The 21,453-nt window shown below is 44.6% G+C and carries 19 protein-coding genes; 11 read left to right on the forward strand and 8 right to left on the reverse strand.

The features are described 5' to 3' along the window. Positions 1-66: 66 nt before the first annotated feature. From NSQ24_RS09590 to NSQ24_RS09610, 5 genes are all read left to right on the forward strand, one after another. Entirely contained in the window at positions 67-1,134 is a 1,068-nt protein-coding gene (locus NSQ24_RS09590) for an HD-GYP domain-containing protein (protein WP_003387522.1), read from the forward strand. 147 nt (positions 1,135-1,281) lie between these two features. Then, positions 1,282-1,848 (forward strand): GNAT family N-acetyltransferase, encoded by a 567-nt coding sequence (locus tag NSQ24_RS09595; RefSeq protein ID WP_003387520.1) that lies wholly within the window; start codon positions 1,282-1,284, stop codon positions 1,846-1,848. A 160-nt stretch (positions 1,849-2,008) separates the two neighbouring features. Then, positions 2,009-3,700: a methyl-accepting chemotaxis protein gene (locus NSQ24_RS09600; RefSeq protein WP_161785206.1), complete on the forward strand. Its 1,692-nt coding sequence runs from the start codon at positions 2,009-2,011 to the stop codon at positions 3,698-3,700. 390 nt (positions 3,701-4,090) lie between these two features. Continuing rightward, positions 4,091-5,080 carry a hypothetical protein gene (locus NSQ24_RS09605; protein WP_003387516.1) on the forward strand — a complete coding sequence of 330 codons (990 nt, stop codon included), beginning with the start codon at positions 4,091-4,093 and terminating at the stop codon, positions 5,078-5,080. Positions 5,081-5,498: 418 nt separating this feature from the next. Then, a complete protein-coding gene (locus NSQ24_RS09610) occupies positions 5,499-5,933 on the forward strand; it encodes a sigma-70 family RNA polymerase sigma factor (protein ID WP_339167691.1) in 435 nt (144 codons plus the stop codon). Here the strand turns inward: NSQ24_RS09610 and NSQ24_RS09615 are convergent. Continuing rightward, complete coding sequence (locus NSQ24_RS09615; protein ID WP_024985259.1) at positions 5,872-7,317, reverse strand: IS1182 family transposase; 1,446 nt, start codon at positions 7,315-7,317, stop codon at positions 5,872-5,874. The two genes, NSQ24_RS09610 and NSQ24_RS09615, sit on opposite strands and share 62 nt — an antisense overlap. A 443-nt stretch (positions 7,318-7,760) precedes the next feature. Between NSQ24_RS09615 and NSQ24_RS09620 the strand changes: the two genes are divergently transcribed. Next, positions 7,761-7,970, forward strand: coding sequence for a hypothetical protein (locus NSQ24_RS09620; protein ID WP_141334276.1), 210 nt, complete (start codon positions 7,761-7,763; stop codon positions 7,968-7,970). 230 nt (positions 7,971-8,200) lie between these two features. Here the strand turns inward: NSQ24_RS09620 and NSQ24_RS09625 are convergent, their stop codons facing one another. The 6 genes from NSQ24_RS09625 to sulP form a co-directional block, all read right to left on the reverse strand. Further along, positions 8,201-8,596: a hypothetical protein gene (locus tag NSQ24_RS09625; RefSeq protein WP_051925459.1), complete on the reverse strand. Its 396-nt coding sequence runs from the start codon at positions 8,594-8,596 to the stop codon at positions 8,201-8,203. 187 nt (positions 8,597-8,783) lie between these two features. Then, entirely contained in the window at positions 8,784-9,320 is a 537-nt protein-coding gene (locus tag NSQ24_RS09630) for a transposase (RefSeq protein WP_339167692.1), read from the reverse strand. Between the two features lie 160 nt (positions 9,321-9,480). Next, the gene (locus NSQ24_RS09635; protein WP_339167693.1) at positions 9,481-9,888 is read right to left on the reverse strand and encodes a GNAT family N-acetyltransferase; all 408 of its coding nucleotides are present in this window, start codon (positions 9,886-9,888) and stop codon (positions 9,481-9,483) included. A gap of 137 nt (positions 9,889-10,025) precedes the next feature. After that, the gene (locus tag NSQ24_RS09640) at positions 10,026-10,655 is read right to left on the reverse strand and encodes a hypothetical protein (RefSeq protein WP_339167695.1); all 630 of its coding nucleotides are present in this window, start codon (positions 10,653-10,655) and stop codon (positions 10,026-10,028) included. A gap of 29 nt (positions 10,656-10,684) precedes the next feature. Continuing rightward, positions 10,685-11,011, reverse strand: coding sequence for a metalloregulator ArsR/SmtB family transcription factor (locus NSQ24_RS09645; protein WP_339167696.1), 327 nt, complete (start codon positions 11,009-11,011; stop codon positions 10,685-10,687). A 109-nt stretch (positions 11,012-11,120) separates the two neighbouring features. Then, positions 11,121-12,881: a sulfate permease gene (gene sulP, locus NSQ24_RS09650; RefSeq protein ID WP_339167697.1), complete on the reverse strand. Its 1,761-nt coding sequence runs from the start codon at positions 12,879-12,881 to the stop codon at positions 11,121-11,123. Between the two features lie 326 nt (positions 12,882-13,207). Here sulP and NSQ24_RS09655 point away from each other — a divergent pair, with 326 nt between their 5' ends. Both NSQ24_RS09655 and NSQ24_RS09660 read left to right on the forward strand, forming a co-directional pair. Continuing rightward, positions 13,208-16,177: a Tn3 family transposase gene (locus NSQ24_RS09655; RefSeq protein ID WP_339167699.1), complete on the forward strand. Its 2,970-nt coding sequence runs from the start codon at positions 13,208-13,210 to the stop codon at positions 16,175-16,177. After that, positions 16,174-16,881, forward strand: a complete 708-nt coding sequence (locus tag NSQ24_RS09660; RefSeq protein ID WP_339167701.1) for a tyrosine-type recombinase/integrase — start codon at positions 16,174-16,176, stop codon at positions 16,879-16,881. Before NSQ24_RS09655 ends, NSQ24_RS09660 begins: the two co-directional genes overlap by 4 nt. Here NSQ24_RS09660 and NSQ24_RS09665 read toward each other — a convergent pair. After that, a complete protein-coding gene (locus NSQ24_RS09665; protein ID WP_339167702.1) occupies positions 16,878-17,939 on the reverse strand; it encodes a transposase in 1,062 nt (353 codons plus the stop codon). The two genes, NSQ24_RS09660 and NSQ24_RS09665, sit on opposite strands and share 4 nt — an antisense overlap. Before the next feature lie 1,133 nt (positions 17,940-19,072). Here NSQ24_RS09665 and NSQ24_RS09670 point away from each other — a divergent pair. The 3 genes from NSQ24_RS09670 (at position 19,073) to NSQ24_RS09680 (ending at position 21,424) form a co-directional block, all read left to right on the forward strand. Further along, positions 19,073-19,393 carry a YopX family protein gene (locus tag NSQ24_RS09670; protein ID WP_003387510.1) on the forward strand — a complete coding sequence of 107 codons (321 nt, stop codon included), beginning with the start codon at positions 19,073-19,075 and terminating at the stop codon, positions 19,391-19,393. Positions 19,394-20,191: 798 nt separating this feature from the next. Continuing rightward, positions 20,192-20,761 (forward strand): C39 family peptidase, encoded by a 570-nt coding sequence (locus NSQ24_RS09675; protein WP_003390867.1) that lies wholly within the window; start codon positions 20,192-20,194, stop codon positions 20,759-20,761. Between the two features lie 15 nt (positions 20,762-20,776). Further along, a complete protein-coding gene (locus tag NSQ24_RS09680) occupies positions 20,777-21,424 on the forward strand; it encodes a hypothetical protein (protein ID WP_003390865.1) in 648 nt (215 codons plus the stop codon). The last annotated feature ends 29 nt before the right edge of the window (positions 21,425-21,453 follow it).

Below are 21,453 nucleotides of genomic sequence, written 5' to 3' on the forward strand. Positions count from 1 at the left end.
TTGTAAGTCAAAAGGCGCTTTTCCTATAATTTAGAAAAAGAGTGTTGCAGGAAAGGTTTTGATCCTATGCCATTGGCTTCTGTTAATCTCTTGTTGGTTGGACGCGTCCTCGAAAAGGATTTGTATTCGCATAGCGGGATCCTCCTGCTGCAAAAAGGAACGGTTCTCACGGAAACGCATGTACAGCTTTTTCGCAAACAGCGGATCAATCATGTGCATATTACGGATCGCACCTGGTCCGAGGGGAACGGTGAAGAAATTTCTAATCAGCTGATGGATTTAGGGACGGATCAGGAAAGCGTGGCATTTTATTTGGAAGCGATGGAAGATACGCGCCGCTTGTTCGAAAGCGTTGAGCTGGAGCGAATGCCTCGGCTGGAGGAATTTACAGAAGCATTTCACAAAGTCGCCAATTGCACCAAAAAGCGAATGGGACTGTTTCGCTCCCTGTATGTACTTGAGGGAGCTGACAGCTATACATACCGCCATTCCATAAACGTCGGCATTCTCTCAACCTTGATAGCCCAGCTCCTCAAGTGGGACGACGAGCGCGTCAAGATCATGGGAGCTGCTGGCTTTTTGCACGATATCGGAAAAATGAAGGTTCCCAAAGAGATTTTGCTCAAGCCGGGGAAATTGACGGACGAAGAATTTGCCCAGATGAAGCAGCACACCGTCTATGGCTATGAGCTGATCAACGAGATGGAAGGATGCTGTGAAACTCTCTTGCTTTGTGCTCTGCTTCACCATGAGCGGCTGGACGGCTCCGGCTATCCGGAAGGAAGGACCAAGGAGAATATTCCGATTGAATGCCAGGTGCTTGCCGTTGCCGACATGTTTGACGCGATCTGTTCAGACCGTGTGTACAAGACCCGCACATCGCCCTTTGAAGCGGCCCAACTTCTGTGGAAATCGGCCTGTGAGGGGCTGCTCAACATTGAAATTGTTACCGTGTTTGTCCGCTACATTGCGCAGCTGTACGTCGGGTCCAGGGCAAGGCTGAATGACGGGGAAGAGGTCGAAATCATTCTCATTCATCAAGATGAACCGATGAGGCCGTTGGTCCGCAGGAAAAAGGAATTTGTTGATCTGCGAAACCACCGTTCGCTCACCATTGAAAAAATGATTGTATAGGCATTCGCCAGCAAGGAGGCGCTCTTTTTGAAAGAGCGTCTTTTTTCTATGGGATCGACCTTTTTTCATTGTTATGGCAAAATGGTATAGTATGTCTATACGTAGACAGAACACAGAGTTCTGACAGGGGAATGCAAGGAGGCAAACATGATACGATACGCGGCACCAGAGGACGCAAGTTGGGCGGCCCCTCTGATCTATGAAGCAATCGGGGATATTGCCCACACATTGACCGGAGCGGATAAACAGGATGAGGCCATTAAAGTCATGGAGCAGTTTTTCCGGGAAAAACAGAACCGGATCAGCCATGAAAATTGCATGATCGCCGTAGCCGAAGGGAAACCGGCAGGCCTTTTGATCAGCTATCACGGGAGCAGAACCGAGGAGCTGGACAGGCCATTTGCCAAGCGCTTGGAACAACTAACCGGAACAGCTCCCATCATCGTCAAAGAAGCACGCTCAGACGAATATTATCTCGATACGCTTGTCGTCGACCCGAATTATCGGGGAAAAGGCATTGGCACGCGGCTTTTGGCCAGTTTTGAAGAGGAAGCGATACGGCAGGGGTATGAACGGACAGCCCTGCTGGTGGAAAAAGACAATGTTCGCGCACGCCAGTTATACGAGCATATCGGGTATCAGATGGATGGCTCGTTGATGGTCAGCGGGCATTTGTACGATCATATGGTCAAAATGCTGGCAGTCCCGATCTAGGACGTTCGTGCAAAGGGCGTGGCCCCCGATTTTCCTGCAGGATCACGGGGGCTTTGTTTTATCTATCAATATATTGGTACTATCTTCCTTGTGAAAATTATGATAATTGGGTACTATGGAGTAGGGGTTTGTCTTGCATGATATACGGAGGATGATGAATTTGTCGCTGTCTATTCGCAACAAGTTATTGCTGGGATTCTTGGGTATCGTGCTCATGTTTGGGATTACAAATGGCGTTGCTTATTTATTTATCAAGCAGCTCAATGATTCCTATGCGGAACTGCTTGGCAAACGGGTCCAGGTTTTGGAAAATGCAAAAGAAATCCAAAACAGTGCTTCACGGGAAATTTCCACACTACGGGCCGTTCTGTTGGCCGAAGCGAATTCGGCCGGTACTATGGACGAAGCGATTGAAACTCTGGATGCCACGATCAAATCGACTGTTGAATTGGTTTCTACGGAGGAAGAAAAAACACTTTTGGAAAGCCTGCAGCGTTTGAATGACCAGTATAAGGAAAAGGCTGTCCAAGTCGAAAAGCTGATCGGCACCAATGATTGGGAGAACGCAAAGCGGGTCGCTCTCAACGATGCCATGCCAGTCTCCCGCGAAATCAGAAATTTGGCAAATTTGCTCGTGGACAATGAAAAGAAGCTGATGGAAGCGGAGACCTTGCAAAACAGCGAGCTGGTTGAGCAGATACGCAATACAATCAAGATCATCAGCTTGGTCGCCATTGCCTCAGCGATCGTCGTCGGCTTTTGGCTCTCCCGCCATATTTCCAAGCCGATCGTTCAGTTGACCGCTGCGGCAGAGCGGGTCGCAGCCGGCGATTTGACAGTTGCGATCGGGCGCGTCAAAAATCGTGACGAATTGGGCAAACTGGCGCAGGCCTTTGGGCAGATGGTGAAAAATCTCCGCACGCTGGTGACGGAAGTAGTCGGCAATGCGCAGCAGGTCGCCGCTTCATCCGAGCAGCTTACTGCCAGTGCAGAGCAGACCACTCAGGCGACCAACCAGATCGCGTCTGCTATTCAGGGAGTCGCTCATGGAGCCGAGGTACAGGGCCGCAGCGTAGAAGACAGTGTCCGTCTCATTACCGAGATGAATTTGGGCGTCCAGCGGGTAGCACAAACAGCAGCGAACGTAGCCGAGGTTTCCGTCGAGACGTCGAAAGAAACCGAGCGCGGCAATGAAATGATTCACAGGGTTATCGACCAGATGCAGACGATCAGCGATGCCGTCGGGCAAACTGACCAAGTGGTCAAGCGGCTGGAGCAAAGATCCAAGCAAATCGATGAGATCATCCAGGTCATTACTGGCATCTCCGATCAGACCAACCTGCTTGCTCTGAACGCCGCGATTGAAGCGGCACGGGCGGGAGAGCACGGTAGAGGCTTTGCAGTCGTGGCAGATGAAGTGCGCAAACTGGCCGAGCAGTCCAAGAACTCTGCCGAGCAAATCGCCAATCTGATCCGTGAGATTCAATCTGATACGTCCCATGCCGTTGCTGCCATGGAACAAGGACAGAAGGAAGTAGCCGCAGGCAGGGAGATTGTCGAAGAGACAGGAGCAGGCTTCCAGCGCATTTTCCACGCAGTCGAGCAAACCTCTGCGCAAATTCAGGAAGTGACCGCAGTCGCCGAGGAGATGACCGCCAGCTCCGAACAAATCAAGGCGTCTATCGAGGAGATGGCCCGAATTGCGGAGGAGTCGGCAGCCAATTCGCAAAATGTCGCATCCGTTTCCGAAGAACAGCTCGCCTCCATGCAGGAAATTGCGGCGTCTGCCGGGGCGTTGGAGAAAATGGCAGAGGAGCTGCGAACGCTGGTCTCGAGGTTTCGGGTGTCGTAGCATTCAAAGGCAGAAGGCCGCATCAGGCTAAGCGAAAAGCCTGAAGGCGTATATAGAGTACCACCAGGAGAGGACACTTGCGATACGCGCGAAGGGTCCTCTCTTTTTGTTCAGCCGCATCCATCGTTCATAACTGAATTTCACAGCCGGCCCAAAATGTCCATCCAGAACAGGTAACCGAACTGAGGGACATTGGTGAAAAGAAGAACTAGTCGGTAGGCCCCACAATGAGAAGAAACTCCCTCACAAGACCTGGTAGTATGGAACGAACCTGGGGATCTATGAGGAGGCACAGAGGCAGGATATGGTAGAATGATAGAAGCGCGCTGCGGCATATGTCATAGATGTGCCGACGCGAATAAAAAAGGAAGTAAAGGGGTCGCCGTACAAGTGAAAAAGAAACATGTGGTCATCATCGCTGCTTTACTGATACTGATAGCGGCCGGCTTTGCCGTATGGTCTTTTACCGCGGTTCGGCTCGCGGAGGGGTACGTGTACGAAGAGGAGAACCGGGTCCTGCACGCCAAGGTCATTCCGGGAAAAGAGAACGTAACCGTAGAACTACAGGAAGCGAAGGTTGAGACGATCGACGATCTCCCGGCAGTGACAAACACCACCTATATTTTTACAGGCTCTTTGGAAGAGGGGAAATTGTCACTGACTACACAACAGGGGCAAGCCGTTGCCGCAGCAGTGACGCCGGACGAGCTCGTCTTCCATGGGCAATGGCTGGAGCAGTATGAACCGGAAACGAAGCTTGTGGCGACACAAACAACGGCCTACAATGAAAAACTTGTGGCTTTGAATCAGCGGGTCAGCGAGAGAGCGGAGGATATCAAAAAGCAGCGGGCCGAGCAAAAAGCGAAGGAAGCGGCGGAATTGGCAAAAAAAGTGGAGCAGCTGACAAAGCTGGAGGCGGATATCGCTGAAAATGTGAAGTATTTGTCCGATTTGAACGTTTCCGAGGATCAGGCCATTTACGAACAGCACCTCGCAGATTTGCAGGCGCTCTCGGAGGAAATAGCGGCTTTGGGTCAAGACACAGGCATGTCAGAGGTAAAGTCATCCATGGTGGCCAGCATGAGCGCAGTTATGGATGGTATCCATGTGCTCGATGCAAGCATAGGGCAAAAGGCCAAGTCGATCAGCAATATTATCGAAATTATGCAAGGCGATTTGAATCAGGCTGAGGTATTGTGGAGTCAGGTAAAAGAGCAGATCGCCGACAAAGAAAACCGCACGAAAAAGTACAACGAAGTGGCTCAAGCCGGAAAGGAAGCGCTCGGGAAAGCAAAACAGGAGCTGGCGGCAGCGAATAAAATCTTAAACGGCTACAAGAGCAAGGCCGAGGGATACTACCGCAAGGCGACGGCGAATTGACGCATTCGATCCAGAAAGAGACGTCAGCTCTATGGATTAACCGGTTATCGGTGGAATTAAGAAATGACAAGCAGTGGCAAAAAGGAAGAGACACAGAAAGCAGACAGTACTGACAAGCAGGCTTATTTTGTCTTTCCTTACGATTCCGACAAGAAGACAAGACAAACCGATAATCCCAAGTAGCAAGGGAACCAAAATAAACCATATATTCTCGATGATGATGATATTCTCACCATGTCTGAACATGCGTATCCTCCTTTGCACAGTGACTCATCAGTGCTTGGCGAAGAAAGTGTCGTAGGTGCAAGCAAAGTGGAAACGATCATTTTTCCCTGCGGTTTCCCTGTACATGCACGAGTAGGCAATCGCCCACATAAGGATAGAAATAAGCGCATATCCTTCGTGGGAGGTGGCAAGCGTGTCCAGCATCTTTGCGGCGCTTTCTCTGTTTATCAAGGAAATCATGCTGTTCGTGGCCTACGTCAAAAACAATGCTTTTCCCCAACCGCTGCCTGACACGGAAGAGGAAAAGTACCTCCGGCTGATGGCCAAAGGCGACCCGATCGCCCGGAATAAGCTCATTGAGCACAACCTGCGGCTGGTTGCCCACATTGTGAAAAAATTTGAAAACACCGGCGAGGACAGCGAAGACCTCATTTCCATCGGAACGATTGGGCTGATCAAGGCCATCGAGAGCTACCAGGTGGATAAGGGGACAAAGCTGGCGACGTATGCAGCGCGGTGCATTGAAAACGAGATATTAATGTCAAAGGAGAGCCTAAGCTCTCCTTTCAGGTTGCAGACAAACTCCCTCGCTGAACGAACAGCAGAGGGAGTTTGTTTAATAATTTGATGAAAATACCGAAGGTGTTTTGATCGTTCACCTTTTGGCGACCTGATTTCCATAGCCAGGTCGCCATTTTTTTCAAGTTCATGGCAGCGAAAACAAGCATCGCCTGCATCGTGACCTTCTCCAGTCCTCGTAAGGTCGTCCAACGCATGCCATGCTTTTCCTTCATATCAGCGAATACACGTTCAATCGTTTCTTTCCGTTTGCTATAGATTTGTTTGTTTTCCTCGGTATGCCGGAGGTGGTCTACCTCTTCGAGGTAATCAGCCCAGATGTGGCGACTCACTCTCTTTGTGTAGTCTTTACTTTCCGTGCATTGTTTCAAGAACGGACAACTTCGGCAAACTTGAGAATTTGATCGATAGATACGGTACCCATCCTTGTTTGTTGTCTCATATGTTAAGATTTGCTCGTTCGGGCAGATGTAGCAGTCGAAATATTCATCATACACATATTCGTGCTTTTTAAAAAAACCTTCTTTGGTGCGTGGTCTTGTGTAGGGCATAACGGGGCGAATCTGGTCATCAAGGAGTGTTTTACTGATGTAAGGCGTCTTGTATCCCGAGTCCACTGCCACAGCTTGAGGCTGTGCAAACGTCTTTCGCACTTGATTCAAAACATCCTCAAAAACCTGACTGTCATGCACATTGCCTGGCGTTACCTTGGCACCAAGCACAAATCCATTTCGATCACATGCTGTATGAAAACTATAAGCAAATACACGTTCCTTTTCCCCTTTTACAAACAATCCGCAATCCGGGTCAGTTGTGCTGACTTTCACCTCCTTCTTCGAAGTTTCTGTCTTTTTTTCAAGGGGCTTCTTTCCATGTGCAATACGATCCTGATTGATTTCTTCGTCCAGCAGCTCTTGATATTTCTTCGCTTGTTCTTCAACGATTTCTTTCACGTATTTATGCTTATTCGCACTGGCTTTTACATGCGTAGCATCAATGAAAAGCACATCAGGCTTCACGAATCCATGATGAACCGCCTCCTCCAATATTCGAAGGAAGATCGACTCGAAGAGTTGAGTATCCCGAAAACGGCGAACATAGTTCTTGCCTAGGGTCGTGAAATGGGGAATGGGCTGACTGAAATCATAGCCAATAAACCACCGATAGGCAACATTGGTTTCGATCTCTTTAATCGTTTGTCGCATGGAACGAATTCCAAAAATATATTGGATGAAAGCAATTTTAACTAAGACTACAGGGTCAACACTGGGTCTGCCATTGTCATGACAGTAGAGGCTTTCCACCAAGTCATAGATGAACGAAAAGTCGATTGCATTTTCAATTTTTCTTACGAGATGATCTTCTGGCACCAACTCATCTAGCGAGAATGCAGATATCTGATAACGCCCTTCGGCCTCTTGCTTATTAAGCATAATGCCACCTCTAAAAAATAACTTTTGAAAACGTAACATGTTCTATATTCAACAAAAAAGCCTGCAGACCCTGTTCCTTACGGAACTTTGTCTACAGGCTGAAAGGAGAGCCTAAGCTCTCCTTTGTTTGTTATGTGCTTTGAATCTTTGGGAACTATTCATTACGCACTGCCTCTGTGAGTTCCTCCATAATTGAAGCAATCTCTTTTTCTCTGTCGTAGATGATGCTTTCACGACCAACTCCAACATAACAACTTTCTGTAGATATTCTTTTTCGTCAAAATGATATGTGGTGAGAATTTCTTCGCCTTTCTCACAAAAAACGAGTTCAGCTTTTGTTCCTTTTTTCCACTTGGAGAAATTTATCTGGCTGTAATCTGGATCGACAGCGTTCTCAATTAATTCCGATGGCCAAGGGGAGCTGGAAAGAAAAGCGTGGCATTTTGATTGCATTCTTGGGACCGGATGATGACGCCACCGATTTCCTACCGGCGGAACTTCCGAAAAGCCGGTTGAAGGGACAACGAACCAGCCTTAACCGGCGCTCGCTGGTCGAGGTTCCGCGAAGCGGGAGAAGTACCTTGAGCGACTACTACGCTCCGCGCTTGGCGGACATGAACCCGAATGAGGAGGGACAGCAGCATGCGAACTGAAGCACTAAATGGTCTGAAAAAAGGCGATATAGTCGAGCACGCAAATCAAATTGCCATCGGAGCAAGTGGAAGCACTTGAATCATGGAATTGTCGATGATATCTCGTTATCGGGAAAGTCGGTGTATGTTCGATGATTTGGGGAAGATGGGAAGTCATTTCACTGGGCGAAATACGATCATTGTCTAATTGTTAAGCGTGGATTGAAAGGCTGATTTAAAAAAATCGGTAATTAAGGAAAGCTTGTTGTTATGTTAATGGAGGAGTTAGACAATGTTTGATCACCAAGTGCTTGTACGTGGATATGATCATGAAGAACGCGATTTCCAAACTTCCATGTCAATGTCCATCCATCACTTCCGTCCTTGTCATAACCGATTAGTTCTCTTTGACCCCATGTTTGGGTACCGGTTGGGATCAACCAGAACAGCACTGTTTCAGTATTGTTGGCTTTAACAAAAATGGTCATCTCATCAACGCCTTTTGGCACTCTCCACCAGTTACCTATCTTAGGTAAATCAGTTGAGACGTGTAATATTTCAGCATGCTTTTGAAATGTAACTATTTGGTCAGGTGCAACTTTATTGGGGAAAATGAGTGCCAGGATAATACTGCTCAGAACTAACATGAACGATCACCTCGAAAAAAGTTTCCCCAACCATGATATTTAACAAAATGTAGCGTAGTGCTTAACAGAAAAAAACCGTAAGGTCTTTTATAACAAATTGCTTCATTTTCCGATAAAAACGCGCTATTTTGGCAGAATTAAAGCATTGAGACAGTGAATGGAAATGAAGAATAGCACATAGGTTGCACTATTCTTCATCAATCTCAATGTCGACTGATTCATCTGAGATTCCGGCAAGCATTTTAGCTTCAGTTTCAAATGGCTCTATATCGATATCTAAAGACTTTTCCTTATACTGCTCATTCCATGGAACACCACAGGCTGCTGCGTGTCTTTTGGGATCGTAGGGGACACCTGTTTTTAGAACACTGTAGATAATCTTTGCAACTTTTCCAGACATATGTCCTATAGCTTTCATTTTTGGCATTTGACGTGCCAATAGGCGCTCGTAATATGCCGCAAACACATTAGGACCACCTCTTTGGGCAATAAGTATTAGAGCCATCTGAAACATGACCCTGCGTGTATCGCGAACACCACTGAACGTCTGGCGAGTGCCTTTTACAGAAGTCCCAGACTGCTTATTTTCGGCAGATACACCAAGGTATTTTTTAAATTCTTTATAGGTACTAAACCGATGAATGTCACCTATTGGCCCAATACCAGCGTAGCTGTCACCATCCGCAAACGTATGTAAATTAGTGGAAAATATTACTCCATACACGTCTATCCATGTCCTCTAACTCCTTTTTCTTGCTCTAGGGACGAAAGTGATTATTTTTCCTGTGTATGATTCTGTAAACAATCAATTCGTTCGGTGATCAATTGCACCTTTTGAACAAGATGAGTCATGACTGCCAGTTATGATCTGGACGATCTTGTAGTTACCTTGAGTCTATAGAAGTAATGATGGTCTTGTCTTTAAAACCAACTGATTCGAAAAAGCTCATGATGCTTACATTATAAGTGTCAATTGCAACTACAATTTCCGTGATCTGACGAAGGGTAAAGCGCGCATGTAAAGTATGTAACAACGATGTTCCAATGCCTTGATGTCGATAAATTGGCTTGACTACGACTCTATAAATAATGCCGCGGTGTTGAGCAATTGTTCCAATGACAACGCCCATCATCTCCCCATTCTTCGATGCTACAAGGATTAAATGGTGATCGAGTGACAATTGGTTGACAAAAGCCCTCCTTGTTTCCTCGAAACACTCCGCAGGTAGAATACTCGTTAATAGTCTTGACACTCCTGCATAATCTGCTAATTGAAATGACTGAATGACCATATTCCACTAATCCCTCCAAACTTTTGCAGCCCTTCTGTCGACCACAATGAGATTTTTTGGAGTTGCTTTAAAAGCCCCTGCTGCCGATAGGTGGACACAGGGGCTGGTTTCATGCAGGGTAAGATACTATCCTTTCTCTATCTTTCTTTTGCAGATTGAAAATGGCAAAAATCCCTTGTTATTTTCTTCAATTTTTTCCTTACGACTCGTAATACTTCAGGATCGTGATAAGAAAACGACCTCGTTACGTACCAGTCAATTTCGTTATTCAATTCACTGATATAATACGGGTTATCATTTTTCTTAACTAAGTCAGTTAAATCTTGTGCAAATGCTTGGCTTAATAGCTGGACATTGGGTACCTCTAACCATGTTTGTATGACAAAAACAGGCGGAGTATGGTCCTTTCTGAAATCTTGTCCCGGTATTTGATCCCAAAACTGATTCCATTCTTGAAGAAGTCCTGCTTCGTAGAAAATAAACTTTAAAAAACCGCATAACCACGCCGTACAACTGGTATTACGCTGCTGGCATCCTTTCCCGTATTTCAAATGGCGACAATCCAAACAACAAGACCCTCCATGTGAGATACAGACTTGACAAATATATGATGAACCGATTCCTTCAAGGTACTTAATCCCAAACTGAATCACATCTTCTCTTGTTGTGACACACTTCCCATCTTTACGATTTTCAAACTCTACCTTTTTTTCACTTGAAATTGTGGGATGATTAGCTTTTCTACATGTTTTACGTGTGCCAGACATAGATTCTCCTTTCCTACGGACATTTCTTGTTATTCCTCATTAAATCGATCGAGCATTGAGATCGTATCAATCAAATGATTATTAAAGATTTGTCGAGCGACTGCTAAGAGTTCGATGATCATAGGATCACGAAGCGAGTATGTGACTTTATTTCCATCCTTGGTTCCGTACACAATGTTTTTGTTCCGTAAGATTGCAAGTTGCTGGGAAACAGCGGAGCCTTCGCTTCCTATTAACACCTGCAACTCATTGACGTTTTTGTCACCATCAGATAGCAACTCTAGAATTCGAATCCGTAAAGGATGGCCCAATGCCTTAAAAAAATCTGCTTTGAATTGTTGCAACTCAAGATTCAACAAAAATCCCCCATTCTTCATGAATCGTGTAAAACCAACATCTACGATTTCTTGATGTGACCGTAATCAAGAAACATAAACAGTAAAAACCTATACGGCTGTTCACTTGCTATGCTCTATGAGCTGGACTTAACTCAGGTTTCGTTTGCATTTTTGATTGATCTGGAGCCGACAAATGAGCACATTCCCGGAAGGCAAAGTTCTTACAACCTAAACATTTGTTATGTTCCAATTGGGTAAGGGCGAAATCAATCGCTTCTCCCGTATGTTCAAAGAAATGTTGATGCCCAATGTATTTATAAAGTCCGGTACGTCTTAGTACTTCATTGGGCTGAGGTTGAATGCCGGAAATGAGTACAAGCCCACCATGATTTTTAAAATCTTGAACCACACTCGCCAGATTAGACTCACCTGTGGTATCCATGAAAGGAACCTTCCCCATTCGTAGGATCAATATTTTGGGACGGTATTGAATCGTGTTCATAATGGACTGTTCAAACATGGCAGCTGCTCCGAAAAATAAAGCTCCTTCAACGGTAAAAATACTGATTTGAGGACAATCGTGGCCCTCCGTGACCATTTGAGGTTTTACCTTCCCATGTTTAACCGAAGGATCGGGAAGCACTTTGGCTACAGTCAAGATGTCACTCATTCGTTTCACGAACAGAATCACCGCAAGAATCAAACCGACCTCTACAGCAGTTGTCAAGTTCGTAAAAACTGTTAGAAGAAAAGTAATCAATAACACGGCTGAATCGCTCGTCTTAGTCCTGAGAACATGAGCAAATTCTTTACGTTCACTCATGTTCCAGGCTACAACCATCAAAATGGGAGCCATGCTTGCCAACGGTATATGTGATGCATAAGGAGCAAGCAGTATCAATACGAGTAACACCACAAGTCCGTGTATGATACCGGAAATAGGAGATACCGCACCATTTTTAATATTGGTAGCTGTCCGCGCTATTGCTCCGGTTGCCGGTATTCCCCCGAATAAAGGGGTTATGATATTTGCAATTCCTTGACCAATCAATTCCCGATTGCTGTTATGCCTATGCCCGGTCATCCCGTCTGCAACCACTGCAGATAAAAGAGATTCAATGCCGCCAAGCATTGCAATGATAAATGCAGGGGTTAGCAATTGTTGAACCCGTTGCAACGTTATTTCAGGGAAATGAAAGCTGGGTAGAGTGCTAGGTATCGTGCCGAACGTAGAGCCAATTGTGGCAACTTTACCTTCGAACAACAACGAAGCTACAATACTTGATATCACAAGTCCGATCAGTGAACCTGGTACTTTTGGCAACACTCGTGGTGTAACCAAAATAATGAACAGGCAAATACAAGCCGTAATTACGCTATAAAGATTTGTTGTAGAAATGTGCACCCAAATTTCCTTCATATTGGAAAGAAAATCCTCATGTTTTTGAAGACCGCTAAGACCAAGAAAATTACCAATCTGTCCGGAGAAGATTATAATGGCAATCCCTGCGGTGAATCCGATGGTGACTGGTCGAGGAATAAACTTAATCAGTGCGCCCAACTTAAAAATCCCCATCAAGACGAGCATAATTCCAGCTATTAAACCAGCAATGAGTAAGTTTTCATAGCCGTATTGCATGACAATCCCGAACAGAATGGGAATAAAAGCACCAGTTGGCCCTCCAATCTGAAATCTGGAGCCTCCAAACAAGGAAATCAAAATACCTGCAATAATCGTGGTGTAGATGCCATATTCCGGTTTTACGCCCGATGCAATGGCAAATGCCATCCCTAAAGGAATGGCAATGATCCCAACAATCAATCCTGAAATGCAATCTTTCTGGAATGATTTCACGTTGTAGTCTTCAAATCTTCCTATCCACTTCATGTTTTTAACCCTTCTTCTTTTTGAATATTTGATTATTTGAAGATACATAAATAGTACGCCTCAATGTACTCATTGTCAATTCGAAGAAAAGGGGGATTACTACATTTCATTCTGCCATGCTTTTCGGTAAGTAATATTTAATATGCTAAGTGCAGATAAATCTAATTTGGATATGGTGCGCTTAAAAGTTCCGATTTTTGTTTTGGTATTAGAACTTCAAGTATTTTTGCGCATTTATTCATACAATGATCGGTCTATTGTTATACTCAAAAGGATACAAAGTGCCGACTCTCACCATAATAGGAACTTTATCTGGAGGGGATCATGTGAAGCGAAATTGGGAACTGGATGAGTTGATTGAGCATTTTACAATACTCCCGAACGAAATGAAGTTGATCGAAAATAAAACGGGAGAAACCAGAATTGGATTTGCGGTGCTATTCAAGTTTTTCCAAAACGAGGCTCGTTTTCCAACGCATAAGTTCGAGGTACCCAAAGCTGTGATTGCCTACATTGCCAAACAGATTTTTTCCGATCCGGAACTGTATGCCAGATACGATTGGACTGGTCGTTCAATCACTTACCATCGAACACAGATCCGTGAGTTCTTTGGTTTCCGCGAGGATACGCTAGAGGACGCACATGAAATGACAGAATGGTTATGCCAACATGTCCTGTATCATGATCATGATGTCGAGCACCTAAAGGAACACGTGTACAGTCGATTTCGTGAGCTGAAAATCGTACCTCCCACCCCAGACCGCATCGAACGGCTCATTCGTTCCGCCATTCACACCTACGAAGAGAATTTTTTCCAAACTGCATATCAAAAGCTACCTTCCTCAACCTTAGCCAAGATAGATTCCTTGATTAATAGCATCGCCTATTTGGAAATAGATGACGAAGAAGTTTCCGGAGAAGAGAATGGTCAGTTATCGTTTCATGAATTGAAAGCCGATCCTGGACGAGCAGGGCTTGAGAGTGTGTTAAAAGAAATCAATAAGTTGCGCACGATTCGAAATTTGGAACTTCCGGACGATCTGTTTAAAGATATCCCCCAGAAGGTGCTGAAGAAATATCGGCAGCGTGTGGCTACAGAGGATATTCGGGAGTTGCGCCGCCATCCTGCGCCGATTCGGTATACGTTGCTGTCTGCTTTTTTCTGGCTTCGCAGCATGGAAATATCGGACAACCTGGTCGATCTTCTTATTCAGATCATTCATCGCATTGGGGTTCGAGCAGAACGCAAGGTAGAAAAGGAAATCCTGAAGGATTTACGGCGAGTCAGCAACAAGTACGGAAGCTTGTTCAACCTAGCCCAAACAGCTATCAACCATCCAGATGGAATCATTAAAGAGGTATTATACCCAGTGGTCAACGAACAAACCTTGAAGGATCTCGTCAAAGAATTTAAACATACCGGCCCAGCTTACCGTGAAAAAGTCCATACCGTCATTCGTGCCTCCTATGGAAGCCATTACCGGCGGATGGTTCCGGAAATTCTCAGCATTCTAGATTTTCGTTCCAATAACGAGGTTCATCGGCCAGTGATCCGGGCATTGGAATTGATCAAAAAATACGCGAACACTGGACTGCATTATTTCCCTTTAGCCAATGACATTCCGATCGATGGTGTCATTCGTACCGCGTACAAAGAAATTATTATCGAAAAAGATGACAAAGGACAGGAACGGATTAACCGAATCAATTACGAGATCAGCGCCTTGCAGATGCTACGGGATAAATTGCGTTGCAAAGAAATCTGGGTACCTGGGTCTAACCGGTACCGGAATCCGGACGAGGACCTCCCGTCTGATTTTGAGGAACGACGAGAAGAAAACTATAAGGCATTGAATCAGCCCTTAGATGCGGATTCGTTTATTGCTGCACTTAAACAAGAGATGATCCAAGGACTAGAAAAGCTGCACGCTGGTATGCCAAAAAACCCTAAAGTACGGATTACGGAAAGAGGCAACGGCTGGATCTCCGTCTCTCCATTGGAACCACAGCCAGAGCCATTAAATTTGGTTCGGGTGAAAGCCGAAATCGCACGCCGCTGGCCGATGACCAGCCTGCTGGACATTTTGAAGGAGACGGACTTGCGCATTTCATTTACAGAACAATTTAAAACGGTAGCTAACCGCGAGATTTTAGATCGGGAGACGCTGCAAAAACGATTGATTCTTTCCCTTTACGGTCTTGGAACCAATACCGGCTTAAAACGGGTCAGTGCTGGTGATCATATCGAAAGCTATAAGGATCTTCTTTATGTGCGGCGTAAATTCATTCACAAAGACAACCTACGTAATGCCATTGCAGAAGTAGTAAATGCGATCTTTCGGGTGCGGATGCAGGAAATATGGGGAGAAGGAACAACTTCTTGTGCCTCCGACTCGAAAAAGTTCGGGGCCTGGGATCAGAATCTTATGACAGAGTGGCATATCCGTTACCGTGGCCGCGGCGTGATGATTTACTGGCATGTGGAGAAAAATTCAACGTGCATCTATTCACAACTCAAATCATGTTCTTCATCTGAGATTGCCGCCATGATCGAAGGGCTGCTCCGGCATTGTACTGATATGGAAGTAGAGAAAAACTATGTGGATTCTCACGGCCAAAGCGAAGTCGCCTTTGCTTTTTGTCATCTGCTGGGCTTTCAGCTCATGCCGCGACTAAAAGCAATCCACTCACAAAAACTGTATCGTCCGGAGCCAGGAATGACAGATGCTTATCCTCATCTACAACCGGTACTGACACGTCCGATAAACTGGGAGCTAATCCGGCAGCAGTATGACCAAATGGTGAAATATGCGACAGCTCTACGCTTGGGTACCGCAGAAACCGAAGCCATCCTGAAACGCTTCACTCGGAATAACCTTAAGCATCCTCCATATCAAGCTTTAGGAGAGCTGGGAAAGGCAGTAAAAACCATTTTCCTCTGTAACTATTTGCACTCCGAGGAGCTGCGCCTCGAAATTAACGAAGGATTGAATGTCGTAGAGAACTGGAACTCAGCCAACAGCTTTATCTTCTATGGCAAAGGCGGAGAAATTGCCACGAATCGCATGGAAGATCAGGAAATGGCCGTTTTATCCCTGCATTTGTTACAAAACTGCCTGGTGTACATCAACACCATCATGTTTCAAAATATTTTATCTGAGAAAAAATGGTTTGACCTTATGACCCCGGAAGATTTCCGGGCTTTAACCCCGTTAATCTATACCCACGTGAATCCGTATGGTACATTCCGTTTGGACATGAAGGAACGACTTCCACTAGAAGGTGAATTGGCATGAGTGAAAAACGTGTATCTGCAAAAAAGAAAGCCCGCGAGCTGGCAAAATACCTGCGGGCTGAACGTCCGGACTATGCTTACCTAAAAAGATTGTTTCAGCACCTAAGGGATGAGCTTGAAATAGAGGTACCGAAAGTATCAAAAAAATTACCCTATGTCCCGACTGAAGAAGAGTTAAAACGATACTACGAAGTAGTCTGGAAGACAAAGAATTTTCAGGACATGATGATCGTGAAAACGCTGATGTATACTGGCGTCCGCGTTAGCGAGTTAATCAACATCAAGCTGACGGATATCGACTTTCACTACTGCCAAATCCGGATCAACAAAGGAAAGGGCAGCAAGGATCGGATTGTTCCTTTCCCACAGACCTTTAAAGAGCTGCTGGCCATGCACGCGGATTCGATGAAAAAGAAGCAGGCTGTCTATGTATTTGAATCCTCCTGGAAGAAAAAATACACAGATCGGGGAATTCGTAAGATTTTGGCCAAGTATTCCGAGGAAGCCGGACTCGCTCAAAATTTATCGCCGCACAAGCTTCGGCATTTTCTGCTGACTTGGTTGAAAAAGCAAGGCATTGACGATGCGTTGATTCAGCCCTATTCCGGTCACGAAAGTCGTAAATCACTTGAGGTATATTCAAAGCTGGCGATCACTGATGCGCAGTTTGAGTATAACGAGGTTATTAACAATTTTCCAGTTTAACCCATACATTTGCGGGTGGTGTCAGCTACGCTGGTACTACCCCCTATTACAGCAATGAGAGTACAAGCCCAATTATCACTCATGACAGGTAAAGAAAAGAGCAAATTGGTATATGGGTGTGGGGAAGTTCCTTTTTCAGCATTACCATGTAATAACTCATGGATGCTTGCGTCAATACTGCTTAAACTTTCTTCAATGCGCAAGGCTTCTTGGATAAGCCAACTTTGTCGATCGACAACATGGACCAATGGCAGAGCAACGGTGTTAGGTAAAACATGAGCTAATTCGCTGGCTGCCTTCTTTGCAATAGCTTTAGCACCGCATTTGGTTATTGCTTCTCGAAGTTCAATCTCGGAGAGACCCTTCATATCCAAAGCAGTTGGATACATTAACGCTAGGCGTAACACAGAAGGGCTTGAAAGCTTCTTAAATGCTCTTTTAAGGTCAGGGTGAGTGATTTGAAATAACTGTTGCACCTGGTTTTTCCTGCGTGTCAGGGTAGTGGTAAGTAACCAGCGATCACGCATGAGAGTACGGACGATAGACTGTGACATTGAGGCTGGACTCGCTAGTCGTACAGCTTTCATATCGGGGTGGAGCGATTTATGCCATCCCATATAGGCCATCGTTCTAGCATCAATAGCATCGGATTTCTCTTGAATACCAAGAGTCTCTTCCCGAAATTTTTTAACAGAGGCATTTTCAACCATATGAAGTGAGTAACCAGCTTTTAATAATACCTGTTGAAGAAGAAAGGAATAATGCCCACCTGTCGGCTCCATTAATACGAAAAAGTCGATTGGTTTTAATCCTAGATGCTCCTGTACATCTTGAAGGGCCTTCAAGAAATCAGAGATACCCAAACTATCGGCATCGAATTTCATTGTTTTGGCCCTTTTCCATTTTCCATCACGAAACTGTTCGGGAGTAATGCAGGTAGCCACATGAAAATCAGCTCCAATATCGACACCAACGTATATTGGATAAAAGAGTCTTACGAATTCTTTTTGCCCATCGGTTTGAGTGACACTAAAAGTCATTAACTGATCTTCCTTCATAAGTTATGTTCTCCTTTTATTAAGCAATATGTAATACACCTGACTATCCAAGTTACTGTGAGAGCTTCATTTGCCCAATGTAGCATGTCAGGATTATAGCGCCAGGTGATCTGTACCCAAATTGTCTCAAGAGGTCTAACGCAAGTTAGCCCCAAACGTTGAAGGGTTTCAATTGCTTTACTTTATATGGAGTACAATTTTCCGTTATATAGACTTTAAAAAACTTATACGTTACCTCTGAGAAAATTCCTGCTCTGGTTTAGTTAATTTTGGAAAACAAAAAAACCCGCCAAAGGACGGGTTAAACGCTGACATGGGTGCAGTGCCAATACACGTGGAGTGCCCCAGTGTTATATCAGAGGTCTGAAATCTATCAGCCCCAATCCTAATATGGTAGGTAAAACCATGAAAGGTCACTGCACAATATATATGATTCGCTAGTGAGCGAGTGTACTCCTGCAAGACCAATGTTCCCAAATAGTTAGTAGAGCTCTATCCATCAGGAGTGCCCACATTGTGTTCAGGAATACATTGGCAACGTAAAAGATTCGTTAGGAAATAGAGTTATTCCTGCAAAGGCCGATGTTCCCAAACATTACGCAGAGCTACAACCGAGGATGTGCCCACGTTTTGTTCAGAGATACATCGGTATCATTTAGTTTAATTCTGTGGAAAAGATATGAAAAGATTTTCTCGGTAGATTGCTTCGCAATCTACCTGCGACACCTCCCGTGTGGGCTACGCCCTCCAAAATACCCGCCTAAAAGGAGTGTCTGCACAATGAATTAAAGACTTACGCGTAAAAGCATGTAGTCCTTTGATCAAAGAACAAAACTAATCAAAACACTACAGTAACATTACTTGTGGAAAGAGGTGGAGAAATGTCCAAGCTGATCGGCATTATTAAAAGTGGCTCTGGTACGGTTCACGCGGTTACGGACAAAAGATCGCCAAAAGCGTTGTGTGGTTATAGGCACGGAATGAAAGGGAACTTTGCTTGGTCGGGTAGGTCACGGGTAACGTGCGAAAAATGCAAAGTGAAAATTCCAGAAGACGTGATCGAATAACAGGAGGGGAACGGGATGCAAGGACGTGAGATCAAGTTACGGATATAGGATAAAATTAACAATCTCATGCTGCAGTGGAAGCATCTGGTGAATGCTCCTGATCTGTCAGAGTTTCTGATCCACAACGTAGAAGATGGTCATTATTCGACCTTGATGCAATTCACCGGCTTGTGCGACAAGAACGGCAAGGAGATTTATGAGGGAGATGTATGTCTGCTGTTCAACAAAGGTAGCGATCTGTTTGGGGAAGAGCCGGTGGTTGTTGAATGGATCGGCGAAGATGAAACTGGATACGGGATTGGTTGGGGGGTATTCCCGAGTATGTTTGAATACGTAGTCATCGGCAACATCTATGAAAACCCGGAGCTGCTGGAGGTGGGGAAGTGATGGAACGAGATGCAGAAAAGGACCTACAGATGTGTGACCTAGCTACTCCAGGGCCGTGGTTTAGAAACGGGGAAAAATGGTGCTCAGAAGTCACAACAGACTTAAATTCAGGGGCAGAGAGTTGGGGTTGCCAACTGTGGTATAGAGACGATTCTAGTATGGTACAACTGGCTTAACAACGCCGAGTCGCTGTTCAAAATAAACAAGAGCAAGCGGAAGAGGGAATTGATCAACTCTTTCCACGGCTATAGCATTCAGAGACAAAAAACGAATTGAAAGCAAGGCAGATCGAGCGGGCTTTACAGTATTCACTGGATGAAACAGAAAGAAAAATCATTAAAGAAAAGTACCTAGTCCGGTCAGAGTAAATGACATCAACGTATACCTGGACTTAGGGCTGACAAAGGATCAGTATTACATTAAAAAGAATGAAGCAATATTTCAAATCGCGACGGCACTCCGCATCATTTGAGTGCCGTTTCTTATTTTCCCGACAAAAACCCGACAAAAAGCAGGACAAAATAGGGACAAAAAAATCATGGACGTTTTTTCCATACGGGATCGGTAACCTTGAATTAAGAGCAAGGAACCAGAGCTAAATGCGAGAGACGGCTCCTGCCCCTCGCCCCCTGTCCAGTATCACTCATCTTTTTGAAGTAAAAGTTAGATTATTGAAAGAAGTGAAATTCCAATTATATGAATTGTTTCTAGAAATAGGTTGACATTAATTCAAAAATATGGTAATTTTCATTATAATGTGGACAGTACACAATAATATTTGTTGTAGGAGGACTTGCTGTGTATAAAAAAAGCATGAAAAAATTTTTTGTACTAGGGGTTGCAGCAGTTTCTTTGTCAATTTTGGCAACTGTAAGTAGTCCATCACACGCTGCTTCAACAACTGTAACTTTAGGAGTAAAAAAAGTCACTCAAGCAGCAGAGTTATGGTGCTGGGCAGCATCTTCAGTATCTGTATTAGATTATTTTGGTATTAAAGTTACTCAATCCGATTTTGTTGAATATGTAAAAGGTGAGGTTTCGAATAAATCGGGAAATATTAGTGAAGTCATGGATGGACTCGATCATTATGGGCTTCAAAGTTATCGAGAGAATAACTCATTAACTTTTAAGGAGACGGTAAGGGAAATAAACAATGATATACCTGTATTAGCACGCATAAAATGGAAAACGGGAAATACAGCTATTGGTCATATGGTTGTTATTGATGGCTACACAAACAGCTCAACTAAATATCTAAGGTATATGGATCCTGATAAAGGTGAATATTCTATTATGACTTATGACAGATTTGTAGATAGCTCGGGTCAAGAGTGGACCCATACCATATATGGATTCGAGGAAAATTAATTGAGGAGGTAAAACATGAAGAAGATTACATTTGCGGTTTTGGGAATAGCAACTCTTGCTGTAATGTTTTCGTTTTCTGCTGTCGGGGCAATTAATGAAGGGAAAAAGGATGCCTTTAATGCATATAAAAAATTCGAGTCAGCAGGCAATAATAAAACTAAAACACCACAAAAAAATAATGTGAACGAATCTCATTTGTCTGATTATTCAATCGACAGTGCTCATTTACCTGATTCAGAAGCAATAAAATCTTTTAAAGGCTCTAGTATTACTGATTTACTAGTACCTTCAGATGAAAAACTGTGGTTTATTATGGAGGGAGATAAAGCTAAAGGCATAGTTATAGCAACGGATACTGAGCCAATTCAAGCAGGTCTCGAAAAAACAGGGCCGGAATTGTATGAAATGTACAAGGATATCATTCAGGAGTATGGTAAAGATGTTCAAGTGAAATATTTGGACTACGCAGGTGGTTTTATTTTTGTAGCGGTTGATCCAAATGGAAATGAAGGTATATGGCTCGAAGAACGAGCAGCGAAGCTACTTGATCTTAGTCCCGGAACCAAGTACAGTTCTGAACAAGTTCTTGAAAGTATCAACGATGGGCTAAACTCTAGCGACGAGGATGTCTCTGACGATGACTCGCTAGGGGGAGGAAAATAAGAAAGAAAAGGGACAGCGATATGCTGTCC

It is taken from the genome of Brevibacillus sp. FSL L8-0520 (genome assembly GCF_037963895.1).
GTDB lineage: Bacteria > Bacillota > Bacilli > Brevibacillales > Brevibacillaceae > Brevibacillus > Brevibacillus borstelensis.